We start from the raw sequence: 16,325 nt of genomic DNA, 5'->3' as shown, positions 1-16,325 counted from the left end.
TTAATTTTCAAATAATTATAATAAAGCTTGATGGAAACCGCTGGTCATTAAGTATACCGCTTTTTCATCAGAACTCGAAAGCTGCGTGACAATTCAACCGTGTCTGAACTCAGGCCATAGCTGAGGAGAAGCTCTGTTGATCCAGTTTCCGCTCGAATTATATGGGTTCAGTATGTTGCGGCCGGCTGAGAGATGAGAAGGTCTGACCGGCTCGCGGCGTATTTCATAACGACCTGACGCTCTTTGAGCCTTGCCTTGAAACTGGCGAGATCTTCCCGGGGTATTGCTGCTGCTGTTGGAATATCCGCAGTCAGGGGATCAACCGGACGACCGCCAATGTGAAACTCGAAATGGAGGTGTGGCCCGGTGCTACGCCCGGTATTGCCAGACAACGCAATCTTCTGGCCCCGGCTCACCTGAGCGCCTTTGCTCACCAGCACTTTATGCAGGTGAAGGTAGCGCGTTGTATAGGCTCCACCATGATCAATATCGATGTACTTGCCGGCATAGGGGTGGTTACCAATGCGCCGGACAATACCATCACCTGTGCTGACAATCGGAGTACCTACCGGAGTGGCTAGATCCACACCGTTATGGGGTGTCCGACGCCCAGTGACCGGATGCAGTCTGTTCGGGTTGAAGGCAGAGCTGACACGGTAACGCTTTGAGGTGGGCCAGCGCAGAAAAGCCGGTGTTACACTCTCGCCGTTTTCATCATAGTAGTTGCCATCATCGAACAGAAATACCGAATGTGTTTTAGTGCGGCGTGCAAGTGATAAGGCTTCGAGCCGGATATTGCCCGTGCCTTCCTTGCCGGTCATCTCATGACCAAGAATCACAGTGAAGTGGTCGCCGGCCCGGAGGTCTCTTCGGAAATCGAGCTGGCTTCCCAACAATCGGTCTACCAGCAGGATCTGTGCACGGTCCAGCCCCGAACGAAGGGCTGAATTATAGAAGCTCCCATTGATCGTGCCCCGAAGAACCTCTGACTCCCAATAGGTGTCTGCTTCGAATTTCTGGTGCACGAATGACCCGTCCTCTTGTCGCGTATACGCAACTTTTCGGGCCGGATCGAGGTTCAGGGTGAGGCGGTAGAACCGGCCATCATCGTCAAACTCCAGGCCAAGCAAAGTTCCGGGGGTAAGAGTCTCCAGCGACAAGTACTCGGCATCTTCTGCCAGTATCCTGTGAAGATCTTCCACTGACACCTTGTTGGCGAGGAAAATACCACTCAGCGTGTCTCCGGGCTGCACCTGCCACTCCACAGTATTATCTGTTAGAGGGTCGGATTCCTGTGCACGCTCGGCGATAGTCGTTTCTTCTGCCTGTCGAGTTCCGAAAGCCTCGGGCACGCCGTTTTCAATCAAGAGGGCGGGAGGTTCTGTCAGTGCTGATGACGTTTTGAACGGAGCCATACTCGCTATCAGAATGACAGCACCGCATATGACAAACGCGACTTTATGTACCCGCGTAAAGGCCGGGCACAGGCCTGTCTTCGGTATCTTCATAGAACCTGTTGGCCGCTCCTGAAATGACGCCCCATTCGCCGGGTTAGTGTATTGACCGCGTTTAAAACCACGAACAAGAAGGCAACAACGCAGACAATTGTCGGGCCGGTTGGCGAGTCAAAGTGATAGGAAAAGGTAAGACCTGTCACACTCGCACAGGCTCCGATAATGGCTGCCATCAATGCCATGACCTCAGGCGTCCGACTGAACCGGCGAGCCGTTGCTGCCGGAATAATTAGCATAGCAGCAATGAGGAGAACACCCACTACTTTGATCGCAACCGCGACAACAATGGCCAGAGCAATGGTCAACACCAGTTGTTCCCGGCGGGGCGAAATACCGCTGGCCAGGGCCAGATCCGGGTTCAGGGTCGATAACAACAGTGCGGACCAGCGGTAACCGACCATAACAAGAACCAGCAGTGCGCCGCCCCAGATGATCGCCAGGTCAGTCTTGCCCACAGCCAGTATATCGCCAAAAAGATAGGCCATAAGGTCGATCCGAACTCCGGACAGAAACGAGACTGCCACCAGCCCCACAGCTAATGCAGAGTGGGCCATAACCCCAAGCAGTGTGTCCATGGCATAACCGCGCCCGCTCAGAGTCGAAACCGTCACCGCCATCAGCAGTGAGATGAGCAGCACACCGGCAAAGATTGGCGTAGAAAGCGTCAGCGATAATGCAACGCCCAGCATGGCTGCATGCGCAGTGGCATCGCCGAAATAAGCCATGCGTCGCCAGACAATGAAGCAGCCCAGGGGTGCCGCAGCCAAGGATACACCAATACCGGCCAGTGCAGCCCTTACCAGAAAGTCATCCAACATCACCCCGCCTCCCGGATGCACCCGGCGCTGTGATCATGGCCCCGGTGTTTATACAGCGCCAGTGTGTCCTCTTCGTCTTCAAACCCGAACAGCTCACGGTACTCAGCGGAATTGCTGACAACTTCCGGCTTACCCTCACAACAAATGTGGCCATTCAGACAGATCACCCGCTCAGACTGACGCATCACTACCTGCAAGTCATGACTGACCATGATAACGGCGCAATTCAATGTCTTCCTGGCACTGTCGATGTGCCGATAAAAGTCTGACGCGCCCCGACGGTCCAGGCCCTGGGTCGGTTCATCAAGAAGCAGGAGGCCGGGCTTATCCAGCAAAGCCCGGGCCAGCAAGACTCTTTGCAACTGCCCTCCCGACAGCGACATCAACTGCTGATCCAGCAGGCCGGGCACACCCGCATTGGCCATGGCTGCCTGGATTTCGGCGTATGGCACCCTGTGTGGCAATTGCAGAAACCGCTTTACCGTCATGGGCAGAGTTTCGTCGATATGTAATCGCTGGGGCAGATATCCGATGGACAATCCCGGCTCTCTGATCACCTGTCCCCCGGACGGCTTCAAAGCGCCGATAAGTGTCCTAAGCAATGTCGACTTGCCAGATCCGTTGGGGCCAATAACGGTAACAATATCTCCGCGTTCCACATGGAGATCAATACCAGACAGAATCGGTACCTTGCCTATTCTGACCGACAGGTTACGGGTTTGAATCACCATTTAAAATCCTTCAGAGCGGCGTTTAACCATCGGTGCCAGTACCTTCTTTGCAGCTGCACAGGCAACGGGTTTTCAAAGTTTGAGTTATGTTATAACATAACGATTCTGGAATCATCCATATCACTCTATATAAGCCTCAGACTTCCCAGGAGAACCCCGATGGTCCGACCGGCGCTTTTAACAGGTCTAACGCTTTGCCTTTTGCCCGTGTATAGCTGGGCGACCCCTCCCAGGGTTGTGGCAGATATCGCACCGCTACATTCCATTGTTGCCCAGGTGATGAGTGGCGTAGGCCATCCGGATTTGCTGGTACAACCGGGAGCATCTCCACATAGCTACTCCCTCAGACCATCAGAGGCAGAGGCTCTCGCCCAGGCAGACGTTGTATTCTGGATAAGCGAGGAGCTGAGTCCGTGGCTGGAGAGCCCACTGGAGAACCTGGCAAGTTCCGCGCACAAGGTCGAGATGCTTGAACTGTCGGCGACGATAAATCACCCCTTCAGGGAAGGCGCGACATTCGAATCTCATTCCCACGCTGACGAGAGCAATCACGAGGAACACGAGGAACACGAAGAACACGAAGAACATAACGATGATCATGACGACCATCACCATGGTGAGCATGACCCTCACGCCTGGCTGGACCCCATGAACGGGAAAGCCTGGGCAGGCCATATTGCACAGATACTTTCCAGACAAGATCCATCCAATGCAGAAACCTACCAGAAAAACGCCCAGGCCTTTCAGGCTTCCCTGGATAAGTTAACCGTCTCTCTCAGTGAACGTGCAGAACACCTCAAGGGCATCCGCTTCATTGTTTTTCATGATGCGTATCAGTATTTCGAGCGTCGTTTTGGCCTGCCCGCAGCTGGAGCAATTGCTCTATCTGACGCCTCAGACCCAAGCCCTGCACGGATTCGCGAAATTCAGGAGTTGGTATCAAAACTCGGTGTAACCTGCGCCTTCACCGAACCGCAATACAACCCGGGCCTGGTTAATACCATCTTCGAGAGGTCCGAGGTGAATACGGTCAGTGTTATGGACCCGTTGGGCGTGGATATCGAAATCGGCGCTGATCATTACGCGGAATTGCTGAACAGATTGATGGCAAGCCTGGAACAATGCCGGCCACAATCGTGAAAAACGCAAAGCAGCCTGATATTTGAAAATATCTTTGCGGGCACTGAATCATATGACCAGCCTGACACCAAACCAGCGCAGGGTTTTTGATGTGCTGCTTCAAGCGGACGCATCACTGGGTGCCTATGCCATCCTGAAGAAAACAGGCTTTCGCGGCGCGACCCAGGTCTATCGGGCATTGGAAAAACTCGTAGACCTTGGGTTGGCCAGAAAGCTTGAAAGCCTGAATGCTTACATTGCAGTGTCCGCCAAGGGCCAATCCAGTCCCACTGCTTTCGCGATCTGTGACCAGTGCGGACACATTCATGAGGTGGTTGAGGCAAGTGAAATCAAACAATTACATGAATGTCTCGCCCAGTTGAATTTTCAGGTGGAGCGCACTGTTATTGAATTCCACGGCGTGTGCTCTATCTGCTCTGGCCACTCGCACGAAGACAAAGCGACGCCCTCTTACCCCAGACTGAAACAGGATTAGCATGAACACAGATCTGCCCGACGTTGCCAGTAATGAAGCCTCTCAAATCCGCGTCCCGCTGGAATGGGTAGGGATGAGCAAAATTGATATACCCATCCACCTGCCAGAGCCAGGCTGTCCGGGCCCCATCCATATGGTTGTGGATACTCAGGTCAACCTGCCGTCACTAACGGTTAAAGGCATCCACATGTCTCGCCTGTACCATCTTCTGGATAAACTATCTCTCCAGAAGGCGATGACTCCCGGGCACCTCAGAATGCTTCTTGAACAGATGGTCGAGAGTCATCATGACTGTCACACCACTGGCGCCAGGGTAATGCTGACGTTCAGCCTTCTGGCCAGACGCCCGGCACTGCATTCTCCGGAGTTAGCGGGCTGGAAGGCCTATCCTGTCCAGATTGAGGCAATTCTGGATCAGGGTTCCTTCTCACTGAGAGCATCCGTTCAGGTTGAGTATTCTTCGACCTGCCCCTGTTCAGCAGCCCTGGCCCGACAGCTTGTGGCTGAGGGCTTCAGGGAAGGGTTCACTGAAGATGCAGGGTTGATGAGAGAGGATGTAGCCACCTGGCTGGAACAGAATGCCACGCTTGCCACTCCTCACAGCCAACGCAGCGAAGCCTCCATTAGCGTTGATGTTCCCGACACTGCTGAGAGTTTTGGCCTGATGGCGCTGATTGATCAGGTTGAGAAGGTTCTGGCAACGCCTGTCCAGACTGCCGTCAAGCGGGCGGATGAACAAGCGTTTGCACGGCTGAACGGCCAGAATCTGATGTACGTGGAAGATGCTGCACGACGAATCCAGAGCGCGCTTTCCGGCAGTTACGACAACCTCCAGACCCACGTCCGGCACCTGGAAAGCCTTCATTCTCATGATGCTGTGGCGTCAGCCAGGGCTTTGCTCTGATTATCACTGAGCTTGCCCAACCTGATTCTATCGCCCTGACGAGCCGGGCTCTGTCACGATTAACCGTAAGGAAAGTCCTGGATGATTCGCAAAAACCCCCGCGGCGACCTGCCGCAGATTCACCCGAGCGCGTTCGTCGATCCAACCGCTATCCTTTGCGGACTGGTGATTGTGGAGGAGAACGTGTTTATCGGCCCTTATGCGGTCATACGGGCGGATGAGATGGATGCCGACAACCACATAGAACCGATCATCATCGGTGCCCATTCCAACATTCAGGATGGCGTGGTTATTCACTCGAAATCCGGTGCAAAAGTCTCCATTGGCCAGCGCACCTCCATTGCACACCGAGCCATCGTGCACGGCCCATGCACAGTCGGCAACGGCGTGTTCATCGGATTCAACAGCGTTCTTTTCAACTGCGTTATCGAAGACGGCTGCGTTGTGCGCTACAACGCTGTAGTCGATGGCTGCCATTTGCCGCCAGGGTTTTACGTCCAGTCTACCGAACGCATTGGCGCGGAAACCGACCTTGCGTCTTTACCACAAGTGTCGGCCGATGCCAGCGAGTTTTCGGAAGATGTGGCACGGACCAACAACGATCTGGTTCGTGGTTACAAGCACATCCAGAACGAATTCTGAGACGTCACCTGTCGTTATTTGAATCCACACATCCTATGAGAGAAGAAATAGCATGAAGACAGAATCTTCCAGCCCACAACAAACCGGCCAGCAACCGGTAGGCTTTGCTCCGAGAACATCCATCGAGCAAGTGGAAGAAGGGCACGAACTTGCACCAAAATTTGGTTCGGACGGCCTGGTTGCCTGCATAACCACTGATGCCGGCAGTGGCGAGGTGCTCATGCTGGGTTACATGAACAAGGAAGCCCTCGAGAAAACCATTATCACAGGGGAAGCTCACTACTGGAGCCGCAGTCGTGAGGTTATCTGGCATAAAGGTGCTACCAGCGGATTGGTTCAGAAGGTTATCGAAATGCGTGTGGATGACGATCAGGACGCAATCTGGCTCAGAGTAAAAGTCGCAGGGTCCGGCGCCAGCTGCCATGTGGGTTACCGGTCGTGCTTTTACAGAAGGGTGCCGGTTGCAGCAGAGAGAACACACAGCGACGCCCTGGTGTTTGTTGAGCATGACAAACAATTCGATCCGGTCGAAGTTTATGGCGATGCGCCAAACCCGACCAAACTCTAGGCTTGCCAGCGCCCTTCGCTGAGATTGCGCAGGGCCCATTTACTCCCAGGCCGGAAAGGGATCATTCAGTGTTTGCCAGAATGATTTACCGGCCAGAAGCTGCTCTTCATCCAGGAGACACTCATCCAACTGACGGGTAATCGTCGCCTGGTCCAGATTCTGGCCGATGAAGACCAGTTCCTGGCGCATATCTCCAAACGGCTCCACCCAGCTTTCCATAATCGACTTCCGATACTCTGGATCCTCTGGCCAGGAGCTCTCTGGCACGGCCTTCCAGAACATCCCGGCGAACCCGTGGCGGGCTATGCCTCCCGCCTGGCTCCAGTGCCCGGCAAACTCCGGACGGGTGGCAAGCCAGAAATAACCTTTTGAGCGGATGAGTTTGCCACCGGAGACCGGTTGATGCAGGAACTCATAGAACTTTGCAGGATGAAAGGGCCTGCGGGCGCGGTAGACAAAGCTGGAAATACCGTACTCCTCGGTTTCCGGAATGTGTTCGCCCCGCATCTCTTTCAGCCAGCCAGGCGCCTGCTGAGCGCGCTCAAAACTGAATCTGTTGGTATTCAGCACCTTATCAAGTGGTACAGCGCCTTTTTCTATCGGAAGTATCTCTGCTTCTGAATTAAGGCTGCGGAGCACGCCCTTGAGCCTGTCGAGGTCCCTTGGGGAGACCAGGTCGGTTTTGCTGATCAGCAAAATGTCGCTGAATTCAATCTGATCCACAAGCAGGTCCGCCACGCTGCGTTCGTCTTCCTCGCCCAGGCTTTCTCCGGTTTCCTGTAACGATTGGGCTTCATCAAAGTCCTTCAGGAAATTAACGGCATCCACCACAGTAACCATGGTGTCGAGCTTAGCAATATCAGACAGGCTTACACCGTCTTCATCGGCAAAGGTAAAGGTTTCAGCGACCGGTAGCGGCTCCGAGATCCCGGTGGATTCGATGACCAGGCAATCAAAGCGACCTTCTGCAGCCAGTTTGCGCACTTCAACCAGCAGGTCCTCACGCAATGTGCAGCAGATGCAACCATTGCTCATTTCTACCAGCTTTTCTTCCGATCGGTTCAACGTAACTTCCTGTTGCACCTGAGCTGCATCGATATTGACCTCGCTCATGTCATTAACGATCACTGCAACCCGTTTGCCATCGCGGTTGTTCAGAATATGGTTCAGTACCGTCGTTTTGCCCGCGCCCAAAAATCCGGACAACACGGTAACTGGAAGTCGGGTATCCAGATGATCCATGCACAATCTCCCTGGTAGTTAGGTGTTCAGTGCCTGCACACTGCTTTACAGTAGGTATGTTATAACATAACATTTAACGGTGAAAAGTGATACGCATTTTGCGAGACGTGAGCCTCAGGAGCACTCAACGATGTCTGGAGAAAATAGCTGTCTTTCGCAACCGATAGCAGTGCATGGCAACAAACCCGAGTGCCTGACGGAAATATTCCGGGATGAAGTCAACCTCGCCGTCTGGGAGCGCGAGTTGCCTGGCGGAAGCACCGACTTCGCCTGTCACTTTTCCAGAGAGGCAGGCGCTTTTGAGCGTTTTGTTGGCATTGAAGCGGGAGAAGATGTTGGACAGATCCTGCCGGCCTGGGCCCAGTCATTGCCTGGAGCAAAAACCTGGCTGGCGGACGTAAATGAGATGGTAGAGATGTTTAGCTGCCTGTTTGAACCCGCCGCCGTTGGCGTCCGGTTACACGTACTTCCGGACACCATGTGCCCCCGCTTTCATACCGACAGGGTGCCGGTACGTTTGCTGGTGACCTATACCGGACGAGGCACCGAGTGGTTACCGGAAAACCAGGTAACCCGGGGTAAGCCATCCGCACCACTCCCGGACCAGGCAGTCAGCGCCACGGATATCCAGGTTATGCCAACCGGCGCAGTATCGCTTCTCAAAGGCAGGTCCTGGATTGGCAATGAGAACCGGGGCCTCGTCCATCGTTCACCAGCACCGGGTGCCCGCCCCCGGCTTGTACTGGGCCTTGACTGGCTGGACTGACTCCAAAACGGAATCAAACAGGTGACCGTTTAGGCAGGGAATCCGGATCCGTCGTCTTGTAGGTAGCTTCACCAGCAGGGCTGGCTGGCACTGCAATCCCGAACTCCCCAATATAGGACTCGGAGGCTTACCTCCCAACAGAAGTTGGCCATAACTGTAGTGGTCAACTAATCCCGGACAGTATTTTAAGGTTTTCCTCAACCGCATCCAACGGCTCGCTATGCCGAGCGTACTTGTGGCGCTTGAGAATGGCCACTTCGTGGGTCAGCTTCTCGATGATGGCATTGCTGCGCAGCAATGCCCGGTCCTTGGTCTCGACACGATCGAACAGTTCTGAGTGCTGCCCTAAATGCTTGTAGTGGGCTTTCAATTTCAGCCAGCAGGCTGTCCACCTTGGCCAGAATCTGGTGGGGCCGACAGGTTTAAGTTGCAGCAGGGTACTTGGATTTCCGCGCTAGAAAATATATTTTTCCGTTTGTTAGTCTTATGATTAGGAAGCGGAATATTTATTCTTGTAGCAAGGGAGACTCTGGATAAACCTCCTGAATTTTCGATTTATTGCCGGCTTATGCCGGTGAAACTTGGCTGTTAGCCAGACCTTCCCAAGGTAGTATGTTTGAAAATTTTAATTGTGGATGACCACCAACTATTCGCTGATGCTTTAACTATCACGTTAAAGAACACCTATGCTGATGCGATTATTGACACCTGTCACCAGCCCGGGTGGTTGCTGGACAATCGGCCTTTATTGCGAGGATATGATCTGGTGATCCTTGATCAGGCCATGCCGCAGCTTGATGGCCTGAGCCTGTGGCATCTGATTGGGGGATTGATGGGCAATGCTCAGGTGCTGGTGTGTTCAGGCTCTGCCACGGAGGTTACGGTTCGCCGTGCGCTGCAACTGAAAGTCAACGGTTTTGTAGACAAAAGTGAATCTGTGGACCAGATCCTGTTTGCCATTAGTGAGGTAATGGCTGGCCGAAGCTATTTCTCAGAGTCCTTCCGCCTGATGTCCGGCTCCACTCCAGAAGAAGCGCTTACCCTGACCCGCCAGCAGCTGGCGATTCTGGTGATGATTCAGGAAGGTCACAGTAACAAGGAAATTGCCCGCCAGTTGTTTGTGAGTCTCAACACGGTAAAAACCCATTTGCGGCTTCTGTACGAAAAATTGGAGGTCGCCAATCGTACCGCCTGTATAGCAAAAGCCCGCAATCTGGGGCTGCTTTAGGCGGCTCCCCGCAGCGACAGCATTTCCGCCAATTTTGCCGTCAGTGTGTCGGCGGCCACAGGTTTGAACAGCACATCAATATCATCCGGTAGTGCCTGGATAAATTCAGGGGTGGTATTGCCTGTAATAATCAGTGTTGGAACTGGCTGGCGAAACAGGGCAGTGACCGCTTCGATCACATTTCCTGCATTGGTGCCCGATCCTATCTGATCATCGGTAATCACTACCGAAGGCGGCATGCCTCTCTCTTTCAGTGCCTGAAGAGCCGATTCCAGTGAGTTGTGAGCTGAGACTGTGGCACCCCGGCTCTCCAGCAAACCGGCAAGTGCTTCGGTGATGTCCTTGTCATCATCAATCAATAGCACTGTGACTGTTTCGAACAGTGGCAGGTGCTGGGCCAGATTGTCGGCAGGCTGAGGCTGGTGGATTTCGGCAGCAGCCAATGACAGGGTAAATGTTGTTCCTGCCCCCTTGCGTGACTGCATGTTTACAGGGATATCACACAGGGCTGCAAGTTTACTGACGATGGCCAGCCCCAGCCCCAGGCCGTTCTGGATGGAGCTGTGATCATTGTCAATCTGCATAAACTCCTCGAACACCTCGGACTGATAGGCTTCGTCGATACCGATACCTGTGTCGCTGATATCCAGTAGCAGCTGAGTCCCTTCCTGTCGTGCACTGAGGCGAATCTGCCCTCGGAGTGTGTATTTGAGGGCGTTGCTGAGCAGGTTACGGACGATACGGGTGAACATGACCGCATCTGTAAAAATGTGCTGGTCAGCCAGGTTATTCATTTCCAAGGTCAGCCCTTTGGCACGGGCCTGGGGGGTGATTTCGTCGATGACGGGTTGCAGTGTTTCGGCAAGGTTAATGATCCGTTTACGGGGTTTTAGCCGCTGGGACTGAAGCCGTGAGAGCATTAACAAATGTCCAAGCAGTTCATTGCACGAGGCAATGGCACTATCCAGCTTGCGAACAATATCCGGCTGGGGTTCCGGGTTGTTCTTGAGCATGGCGGAATACAGGGTGGCGGCCTGCAAAGGCTGGCGCAGATCGTGGCTGGCGGCAGCGAGAAAACGGGTTTTACTGTCACTGGCTTGGTGGGCGAGTTCGCTGGCCTGCTCCGCTTCAATTCGCAAGGCAATGGTGTTGATCTGGGATTTATGAACGTAAAGGCTGAACAGAACCATGGAGAGCAGGTTGGCAATAGGTATGACCTTGATAATAAGGGGTGATTCCGGAACAAAAATCAGGATGAAAGCCAGCCAGGCCAGAAAAACCGGGGTGATAAAGCTGATAAAAATATCCGGGTAAACAGCCATGGAAACAGAAGGCACAGAAGTGGCCATGGATAGGAGCACCAGGCAGGTCAGCAAGATGACAGGGCTGGTGCCCTGAAGGAAAAGATAAGGAAACGCAGACCAAAGGATGGCCCAGATCAGGGCCAGATAAAGATTTATCCGGTGCCATTTTTCGGTTTTCTGTGATTCCTGATCCCTGTTCCCGTTATAAAAACGGGTAATTGCAAAGGACTGTATTCCGACGCAAAGGAGTAACGCATACCAGCCAAAAAAAGAGGGTTCCCTGAGCATATCCATAAAGAAAAGGGGAAGCGCCGCGGCGATGCAGAATGACAGGATCATGCGAGACCCAACCTCATTCATGAGCAGGTTGTGGCGCTCCTGAAGAATGCGTTCGCGATTATCTGTCATCGCATGTCGAATGGGTTTTGGCATGTTTGGCGCACAGGCAAAATAAATGTGCTCAGTCTAGCCCGATTCTGTTCACCTGTAAGTGATTTCCGACGGAATTCACCCATCAGGGTGAAGAAAACAAATTTGCTCCGGTGCTCTAATGAATCCTTATCAGGGACAATCATGACAGTCGGGGTATACGTGATGAACAAGAAACAACTTTCCAAACTGGGAGCAGCCATTGCGGTAGCGACCATGATGACAGCATGTGGCGGAGGTTCCTCCGAGTCAAACACAGGAGAAACTGGCACCACAGTGACAGAAACTGGAAATAGCTTCGTGGTGTTTCCCGCTGCTGGCAGCAGTAGCCCGGTTGTCGCTATCCGCTCTTACAATGTCAGTGCTCAGGCTGAAGCGTTTGTTGAGTACCTGTATAAAACCGACGGCACTGCCTCCGGTACCGTCAAGATCGTTGATGACAATAACAACGGTTTTGAAGTGGGTCGCTTCGGCAGCGGCTACATGGCGGAACTGGACGGCACGTTCTACTTTGCAGGCAAGGACAGCAACGGTGATGTAGAGCTGTGGGCCACCGACGGCACCGGTGCGGGCACCGAGCGTGTGGCGGACATCTACGCCAATGGCAGTGCCCAGCCGCATAATATGGTGCCGGCAGCAGGGAAGTTGTTTATGAATGCGGTGGTGGATGATGCCAGTGGTGTGGACCGCGAGCTGGTGGTTTTCGATCCTGCTTCCGATGCTCACCAAGTACTGACGACGATGGTTGGTAATGGCGGCCCTGAGTCTCTGACCGCGGTGGATGGCGGCTTGTTCTTCTTTGATGAATCTGCCAGCAATAACGATGTCTACTTCACCGATGGTACGGCGGCTGGGACCGTGAAAGTCGCTACCGAGGCTGGCGCCGCCCCCGCTGGCAGCCCGCTGTCGACATACCCGCATGATATTTATGACAGTGATTGGTTGGGTTACAACGGCAAGTTACTGTTTACCGGGTATAAAGATTCATCAGATTATAAAACGCGCCTCTACGAGCTGGATCAAGATGGCAATATTGAGGAAATTGTCTTTGATGATGGTGGCAGCACGGTACAGCTTGATATCACTCAGAATGTGGTGATCAGCAACGATAAGGTCTATTTCGTTGCGGATAAGGGAACCAACAGCACAGACCTGAATATCTTCGAGTATGACGGCAGCACGGTGACCAACCTGACCGCCAGCGAAGCCAACAAGCCTTATGACGAAGATCTGGTCGGCACCTCACTGGGTGTATTTATGTACGTGGAGCAAGCCGGGTTAACCCCGTATCTTCTGCGCATCGATAACACCAGTGGCACTGCAGAAATTGATCCGGCCGTGCGTAGCACGGGAGATTATTCCTTCTCTGATGTTCAAGCCTGGTCCATGGTGGAGGTTAACGGTACCGTGTTCTTTGCGGCGGAGACCGAAGGCACCGGTGGCTCTGATTTCGGTACCGAACTGTGGAAGACCGATGGCACCTCCCAGGGAACAGAGCTGGTGAAGGATATTAATGATACAGCGGCGGGCGCAGGCTCGGAGCCTTTCCCGCTGTTACTGGACCTGTATCAGGTGCCGCCCACCGTGAATGGCGATCTGGGCAGCAAGTACCTGTTCGTTGCGAATGATGGCAGTTCAGGCCAGGAGCCCTGGGTGTCCGATGGCTCGGAAGAGGGCACGGTTATCCTGAAGGATATCGCCGGATCGGGTAGCAGCGTTATCTACTGATTCCCCATGCGAAAAAGGTAGAAGTGCGCATGTAGAGGCTTTGTAGAGACCAGCGTCTACAGTGGGCAGGAAAATACCCCGGACAGTGTCCGGGGTATTTTTTTATATGGATTCGGAGTATTGAGTCCGGGGAGTGACCTGCACCCACTGTATCGATCAGACGAAAACAGTGTTCAGTATTCATGGCACCAATCAATACGGCAAGGTCGTAGTTCGCAAGGCGGATTTCCGATACTTTGCTTGTAATGTTTTTAAAAAAAGCCTGCTCTTGTTCATTCATAATCACTTTAAAGTATCTTATATATCTAAATAATACTGAGCCCAAGCCACCATGTTTGCACCTTAACACTCGAATCAATGGGGCCAGAATTATTGACTCTTGTGTGACCGATATTCAACAAGGCTGACCCTGAGTCAATATTTATCCAGATAGCGTGTTGGCCCGCCAATGCCAATATGCGATGCCGTTCCTGCTGCAACTGGAAGACATCATTGATTCGCAGCATAACTTGCCCTTAACAGCGCGATGTCCTCAACCGCCTATAGGTCTTGTGCTACCAGCTTGATCCAGGGAATGGATATATCAAACGTCAATGCCCTTAAAGCTGCCAGCGCCCGTAATTTTGCCAGCGATGTGCCTGGCTCCAGTGAATAGGAATGGTCAACCACAAAATCGCTGGACATGATCTGATGGTATCCGCCTGCTTCGGGGTGGCGAATATTGGCTTGCTCGGCCACTGAGAGGGTGTCTTCTATTCGGAGAGGAAACTGTTCACGGATGTCGGTGACATCCGGGTTCCATTCAAGTAGCAGGAACGCGGCTAACTCTGTATCAGAGAAGAAATGATGAGTTCGTCCTGTCAGGTGGCCCATCACTCGGTGCGAGCGCCCCCCTGGAGGATAGCCTGACTTTGCCACATCGACTGATAGTTACCAACTTTATCACCATCCCACACCCGGCCCCGGCTGACCTCTGTGATCACTCAACCGTTACACTTTTCGCCAGGTTCCTCGGCTGATCCACGTCCGTCCCCTTCAGCACGGCAACATGATAAGACAGCAACTGCAATGGAACCGTGTACACAATTGGCGCGGTGATTTCGTGAACTTCGGGAAGCTGCACCACATGGATGTTATCTTCCGGCGTGATATCCGCTGAGCGATCAGCAAACACAAACAGCTCACCGCCACGGGCACGCACTTCCTCCATGTTGGATTTCAGCTTCTCAGCCATATTGTTATTGGGTGCAACCGTAATAACAGGCATTTCACTGTCGACCAATGCAAGCGGGCCATGCTTCAGTTCACCGGCCGGGTAGGCTTCGGCATGAATGTAGGAAATCTCTTTGAGCTTCAGAGCACCTTCCATGGCCACCGGGAATTGCGAGCCCCGGCCAAGGAACAGTGCATGGTATTTATCCATAAACCGCTTGGATATTTCGGCAATCTCGCCATCCAGTGCCAGTACATCACTGACCTGGCCAGGCACCAGGTGCAAGGCTTTGACAATATCCGCTTCCCGCTCTTCACTCAGGCCATTGTGGCGAGCCAGCGCCAGGGTAAAAATAAGCAAAGCGACAAGTTGTGTAGTGAAGGCTTTGGTCGATGCAACGCCAATTTCCGGACCGGCCTGAGTCATGATAACCAGGTCGGATTCCCGTACCAGCGAACTCCCCGGTACATTGCAGATTGCCAGCGCGGCACGGAAGCCAGCCTTTTTGGCCTGACGCAACGCGGCCAGCGTATCGGCGGTCTCACCGGACTGGGAAATACACAGGAACAGGGTGTCTTTCTGGATAACGTGTTTGCGGTAGCGGAACTCAGAGGCCACCTCAACAGAGCAAGGCACGCCAGCCAGATCTTCAATCCAGTAGCGGGCAACCATACCAGCGTGATAACTGGTACCACAGGCAATGATCTGTACGTGGCGAACATCTTCAAGAAGTTTGCCAGCCGCAGTTCCAAGTGCTTGCTCCAGTACACTCGATTCTGTCACACGGCCTTCCATGGTGGCCTTGATCACTCTGGGCTGCTCGTTAATCTCTTTGAGCATGAAGTGCCGATATTCGCCTTTGTCTGCAGAGTCTGCACTGTGCTCAAAGCGTGTGATACTGCGCTCTGCCAACTCACCGTCACGATTATGAACTTCAATGTGATCGCGGTGAATATCGGCAAGATCGCCCTCTTCCAGAAACATGAACCGGTCGGTTACGGGCAGCAGGGCAAGCTGGTCCGATGCAATAAAATTCTCGCCAATACCCACACCGACCACCAGTGGGCTGCCCTCACGACATACCACTACATGGTCCGGCTCGTCGGCATGCACAACCGCAAGAGCATAGGCCCCCCGCAGACGGGCGATTGAGGCCTTCACTGCATCATAAAGCCTGCCCAGCTCGCGGTAGTTCTTTTGGATCAGGTGGACAACAACTTCGGTATCAGTCTGAGAGGTAAACTCAAAGCCATCGGCTTTCAGCTCGTCACGCAGGTCCTGATAGTTTTCAATGATGCCGTTATGGACAATAGCCAGACGGTCACCAGACATGTGCGGGTGAGCATTCAGCTGTGATGGTTCACCATGGGTTGCCCAACGCGTATGAGCAATACCTACATGTCCGGTAAGCGGGCTGGCTTCGATGGCTGCAGCCAGAGAGGCTACCTTGCCAACTTCCCTGGCACGCTGCACTACTCGGGCACCGTCCAGAACTGCCATACCGGCAGAATCATATCCCCGGTACTCCAGGCGGCGCAGTCCCTCCAGAAGAATACCCTGAACGTCCCGTTCCGAAACCGCACCTACGATGCCACACATGTTACTTTCACCTGTTCAAATAAT

The 16,325-nt window shown here is 53.4% G+C and carries 16 protein-coding genes; 8 read left to right on the top strand and 8 right to left on the bottom strand.

The features are described from left to right. Nucleotides 1–167 precede the first annotated feature (167 nt). Genes DS878_RS02150 through DS878_RS02140 form a run of 3 tightly spaced genes read right to left on the bottom strand, consistent with a single transcriptional unit; the run spans nucleotide 168 to nucleotide 3,063 of the window. Nucleotides 168–1,508: a peptidoglycan DD-metalloendopeptidase family protein gene (locus DS878_RS02150; RefSeq protein ID WP_113814271.1), complete on the bottom strand. Its 1,341-nt coding sequence runs from the start codon at nucleotides 1,506–1,508 to the stop codon at nucleotides 168–170. Then, the gene (locus DS878_RS02145) at nucleotides 1,505–2,332 is read right to left on the bottom strand and encodes a metal ABC transporter permease (protein ID WP_113814270.1); all 828 of its coding nucleotides are present in this window, start codon (nucleotides 2,330–2,332) and stop codon (nucleotides 1,505–1,507) included. The genes DS878_RS02150 and DS878_RS02145 overlap by 4 nt, the downstream gene beginning before the upstream one ends. Further along, nucleotides 2,332–3,063: a metal ABC transporter ATP-binding protein gene (locus tag DS878_RS02140; RefSeq protein WP_113814269.1), complete on the bottom strand. Its 732-nt coding sequence runs from the start codon at nucleotides 3,061–3,063 to the stop codon at nucleotides 2,332–2,334. The genes DS878_RS02145 and DS878_RS02140 overlap by 1 nt, the downstream gene beginning before the upstream one ends. A gap of 159 nt (nucleotides 3,064–3,222) precedes the next feature. Here DS878_RS02140 and DS878_RS02135 point away from each other — a divergent pair, with 159 nt between their 5' ends. From DS878_RS02135 to hisI, 5 genes are all read left to right on the top strand, one after another. Next, nucleotides 3,223–4,203, top strand: a complete 981-nt coding sequence (locus DS878_RS02135) for a zinc ABC transporter substrate-binding protein (protein WP_113814268.1) — start codon at nucleotides 3,223–3,225, stop codon at nucleotides 4,201–4,203. A gap of 22 nt (nucleotides 4,204–4,225) precedes the next feature. After that, nucleotides 4,226–4,678 (top strand): Fur family transcriptional regulator, encoded by a 453-nt coding sequence (locus DS878_RS02130; protein ID WP_222837416.1) that lies wholly within the window; start codon nucleotides 4,226–4,228, stop codon nucleotides 4,676–4,678. A gap of 1 nt (nucleotide 4,679) precedes the next feature. Further along, entirely contained in the window at nucleotides 4,680–5,582 is a 903-nt protein-coding gene (gene folE2 / locus DS878_RS02125) for a GTP cyclohydrolase FolE2 (RefSeq protein WP_113814266.1), read from the top strand. Nucleotides 5,583–5,663: 81 nt separating this feature from the next. After that, on the top strand, nucleotides 5,664–6,224 hold the full coding sequence (locus DS878_RS02120; RefSeq protein ID WP_113814265.1) for a carbonate dehydratase: 561 nt from the start codon (nucleotides 5,664–5,666) through the stop codon (nucleotides 6,222–6,224). A 52-nt stretch (nucleotides 6,225–6,276) separates the two neighbouring features. Further along, nucleotides 6,277–6,792: a phosphoribosyl-AMP cyclohydrolase gene (gene hisI, locus DS878_RS02115; protein WP_113814264.1), complete on the top strand. Its 516-nt coding sequence runs from the start codon at nucleotides 6,277–6,279 to the stop codon at nucleotides 6,790–6,792. Nucleotides 6,793–6,831: 39 nt separating this feature from the next. On the opposite strand, the gene zigA is transcribed toward hisI, so the two are convergent. Continuing rightward, the gene (gene zigA / locus DS878_RS02110) at nucleotides 6,832–8,025 is read right to left on the bottom strand and encodes a zinc metallochaperone GTPase ZigA (protein WP_113814320.1); all 1,194 of its coding nucleotides are present in this window, start codon (nucleotides 8,023–8,025) and stop codon (nucleotides 6,832–6,834) included. 139 nt (nucleotides 8,026–8,164) lie between these two features. Between zigA and DS878_RS02105 the strand changes: the two genes are divergently transcribed. After that, nucleotides 8,165–8,800 carry a DUF1826 domain-containing protein gene (locus tag DS878_RS02105; RefSeq protein WP_113814263.1) on the top strand — a complete coding sequence of 212 codons (636 nt, stop codon included), beginning with the start codon at nucleotides 8,165–8,167 and terminating at the stop codon, nucleotides 8,798–8,800. 163 nt (nucleotides 8,801–8,963) lie between these two features. On the opposite strand, the gene DS878_RS02100 is transcribed toward DS878_RS02105, so the two are convergent. Then, nucleotides 8,964–9,170, bottom strand: coding sequence for a hypothetical protein (locus DS878_RS02100; RefSeq protein WP_261977550.1), 207 nt, complete (start codon nucleotides 9,168–9,170; stop codon nucleotides 8,964–8,966). Nucleotides 9,171–9,416: 246 nt separating this feature from the next. On the opposite strand from DS878_RS02100, the gene DS878_RS02095 reads away from it, so the two are divergent. Continuing rightward, nucleotides 9,417–10,028 carry a response regulator transcription factor gene (locus tag DS878_RS02095; protein WP_113814262.1) on the top strand — a complete coding sequence of 204 codons (612 nt, stop codon included), beginning with the start codon at nucleotides 9,417–9,419 and terminating at the stop codon, nucleotides 10,026–10,028. Here the strand turns inward: DS878_RS02095 and DS878_RS02090 are convergent. Next, nucleotides 10,025–11,764, bottom strand: a complete 1,740-nt coding sequence (locus DS878_RS02090; protein ID WP_113814261.1) for a hybrid sensor histidine kinase/response regulator — start codon at nucleotides 11,762–11,764, stop codon at nucleotides 10,025–10,027. The genes DS878_RS02095 and DS878_RS02090 overlap by 4 nt on opposite strands. 141 nt (nucleotides 11,765–11,905) lie before the next feature. Between DS878_RS02090 and DS878_RS02085 the strand changes: the two genes are divergently transcribed. Then, complete coding sequence (locus tag DS878_RS02085; protein ID WP_222837415.1) at nucleotides 11,906–13,489, top strand: hyalin; 1,584 nt, start codon at nucleotides 11,906–11,908, stop codon at nucleotides 13,487–13,489. Nucleotides 13,490–14,029: 540 nt separating this feature from the next. Here the strand turns inward: DS878_RS02085 and DS878_RS02075 are convergent. Together DS878_RS02075 and glmS are read right to left on the bottom strand one after the other, a co-directional pair. Beyond that, nucleotides 14,030–14,362, bottom strand: coding sequence for a TnsA endonuclease N-terminal domain-containing protein (locus DS878_RS02075; RefSeq protein WP_113814259.1), 333 nt, complete (start codon nucleotides 14,360–14,362; stop codon nucleotides 14,030–14,032). A 106-nt stretch (nucleotides 14,363–14,468) separates the two neighbouring features. Further along, on the bottom strand, nucleotides 14,469–16,301 hold the full coding sequence (glmS, locus tag DS878_RS02070; protein ID WP_113814258.1) for a glutamine--fructose-6-phosphate transaminase (isomerizing): 1,833 nt from the start codon (nucleotides 16,299–16,301) through the stop codon (nucleotides 14,469–14,471). Between the last annotated feature and the right edge of the window lie 24 nt (nucleotides 16,302–16,325).

It is taken from the genome of Marinobacter sp. F3R11 (genome assembly GCF_003318275.1).
GTDB lineage: Bacteria > Pseudomonadota > Gammaproteobacteria > Pseudomonadales > Oleiphilaceae > Marinobacter.
The sequence above is the reverse complement of the archived record's forward strand: the minus strand, read 5'-3'. Positions and strand labels throughout refer to the sequence as shown.

What these genes read in the sequence shown, in the direction of transcription:
- DS878_RS02150 (WP_113814271.1), bottom strand. Translation starts at nt 1,508, where the DNA reads ATGAAGATACCGAAGACAGGCCTGTGCCCGGCCTTTACGCGGGTACAT.
- DS878_RS02145 (WP_113814270.1), bottom strand. Translation starts at nt 2,332, where the DNA reads ATGTTGGATGACTTTCTGGTAAGGGCTGCACTGGCCGGTATTGGTGTA.
- DS878_RS02140 (WP_113814269.1), bottom strand. Translation starts at nt 3,063, where the DNA reads ATGGTGATTCAAACCCGTAACCTGTCGGTCAGAATAGGCAAGGTACCG.
- DS878_RS02135 (WP_113814268.1), top strand. Translation starts at nt 3,223, where the DNA reads ATGGTCCGACCGGCGCTTTTAACAGGTCTAACGCTTTGCCTTTTGCCC.
- folE2 (WP_113814266.1), top strand. Translation starts at nt 4,680, where the DNA reads ATGAACACAGATCTGCCCGACGTTGCCAGTAATGAAGCCTCTCAAATC.
- DS878_RS02120 (WP_113814265.1), top strand. Translation starts at nt 5,664, where the DNA reads ATGATTCGCAAAAACCCCCGCGGCGACCTGCCGCAGATTCACCCGAGC.
- hisI (WP_113814264.1), top strand. Translation starts at nt 6,277, where the DNA reads ATGAAGACAGAATCTTCCAGCCCACAACAAACCGGCCAGCAACCGGTA.
- DS878_RS02105 (WP_113814263.1), top strand. Translation starts at nt 8,165, where the DNA reads ATGTCTGGAGAAAATAGCTGTCTTTCGCAACCGATAGCAGTGCATGGC.
- DS878_RS02090 (WP_113814261.1), bottom strand. Translation starts at nt 11,764, where the DNA reads ATGCCAAAACCCATTCGACATGCGATGACAGATAATCGCGAACGCATT.
- DS878_RS02085 (WP_222837415.1), top strand. Translation starts at nt 11,906, where the DNA reads ATGACAGTCGGGGTATACGTGATGAACAAGAAACAACTTTCCAAACTG.
- DS878_RS02075 (WP_113814259.1), bottom strand. Translation starts at nt 14,362, where the DNA reads ATGGGCCACCTGACAGGACGAACTCATCATTTCTTCTCTGATACAGAG.
- glmS (WP_113814258.1), bottom strand. Translation starts at nt 16,301, where the DNA reads ATGTGTGGCATCGTAGGTGCGGTTTCGGAACGGGACGTTCAGGGTATT.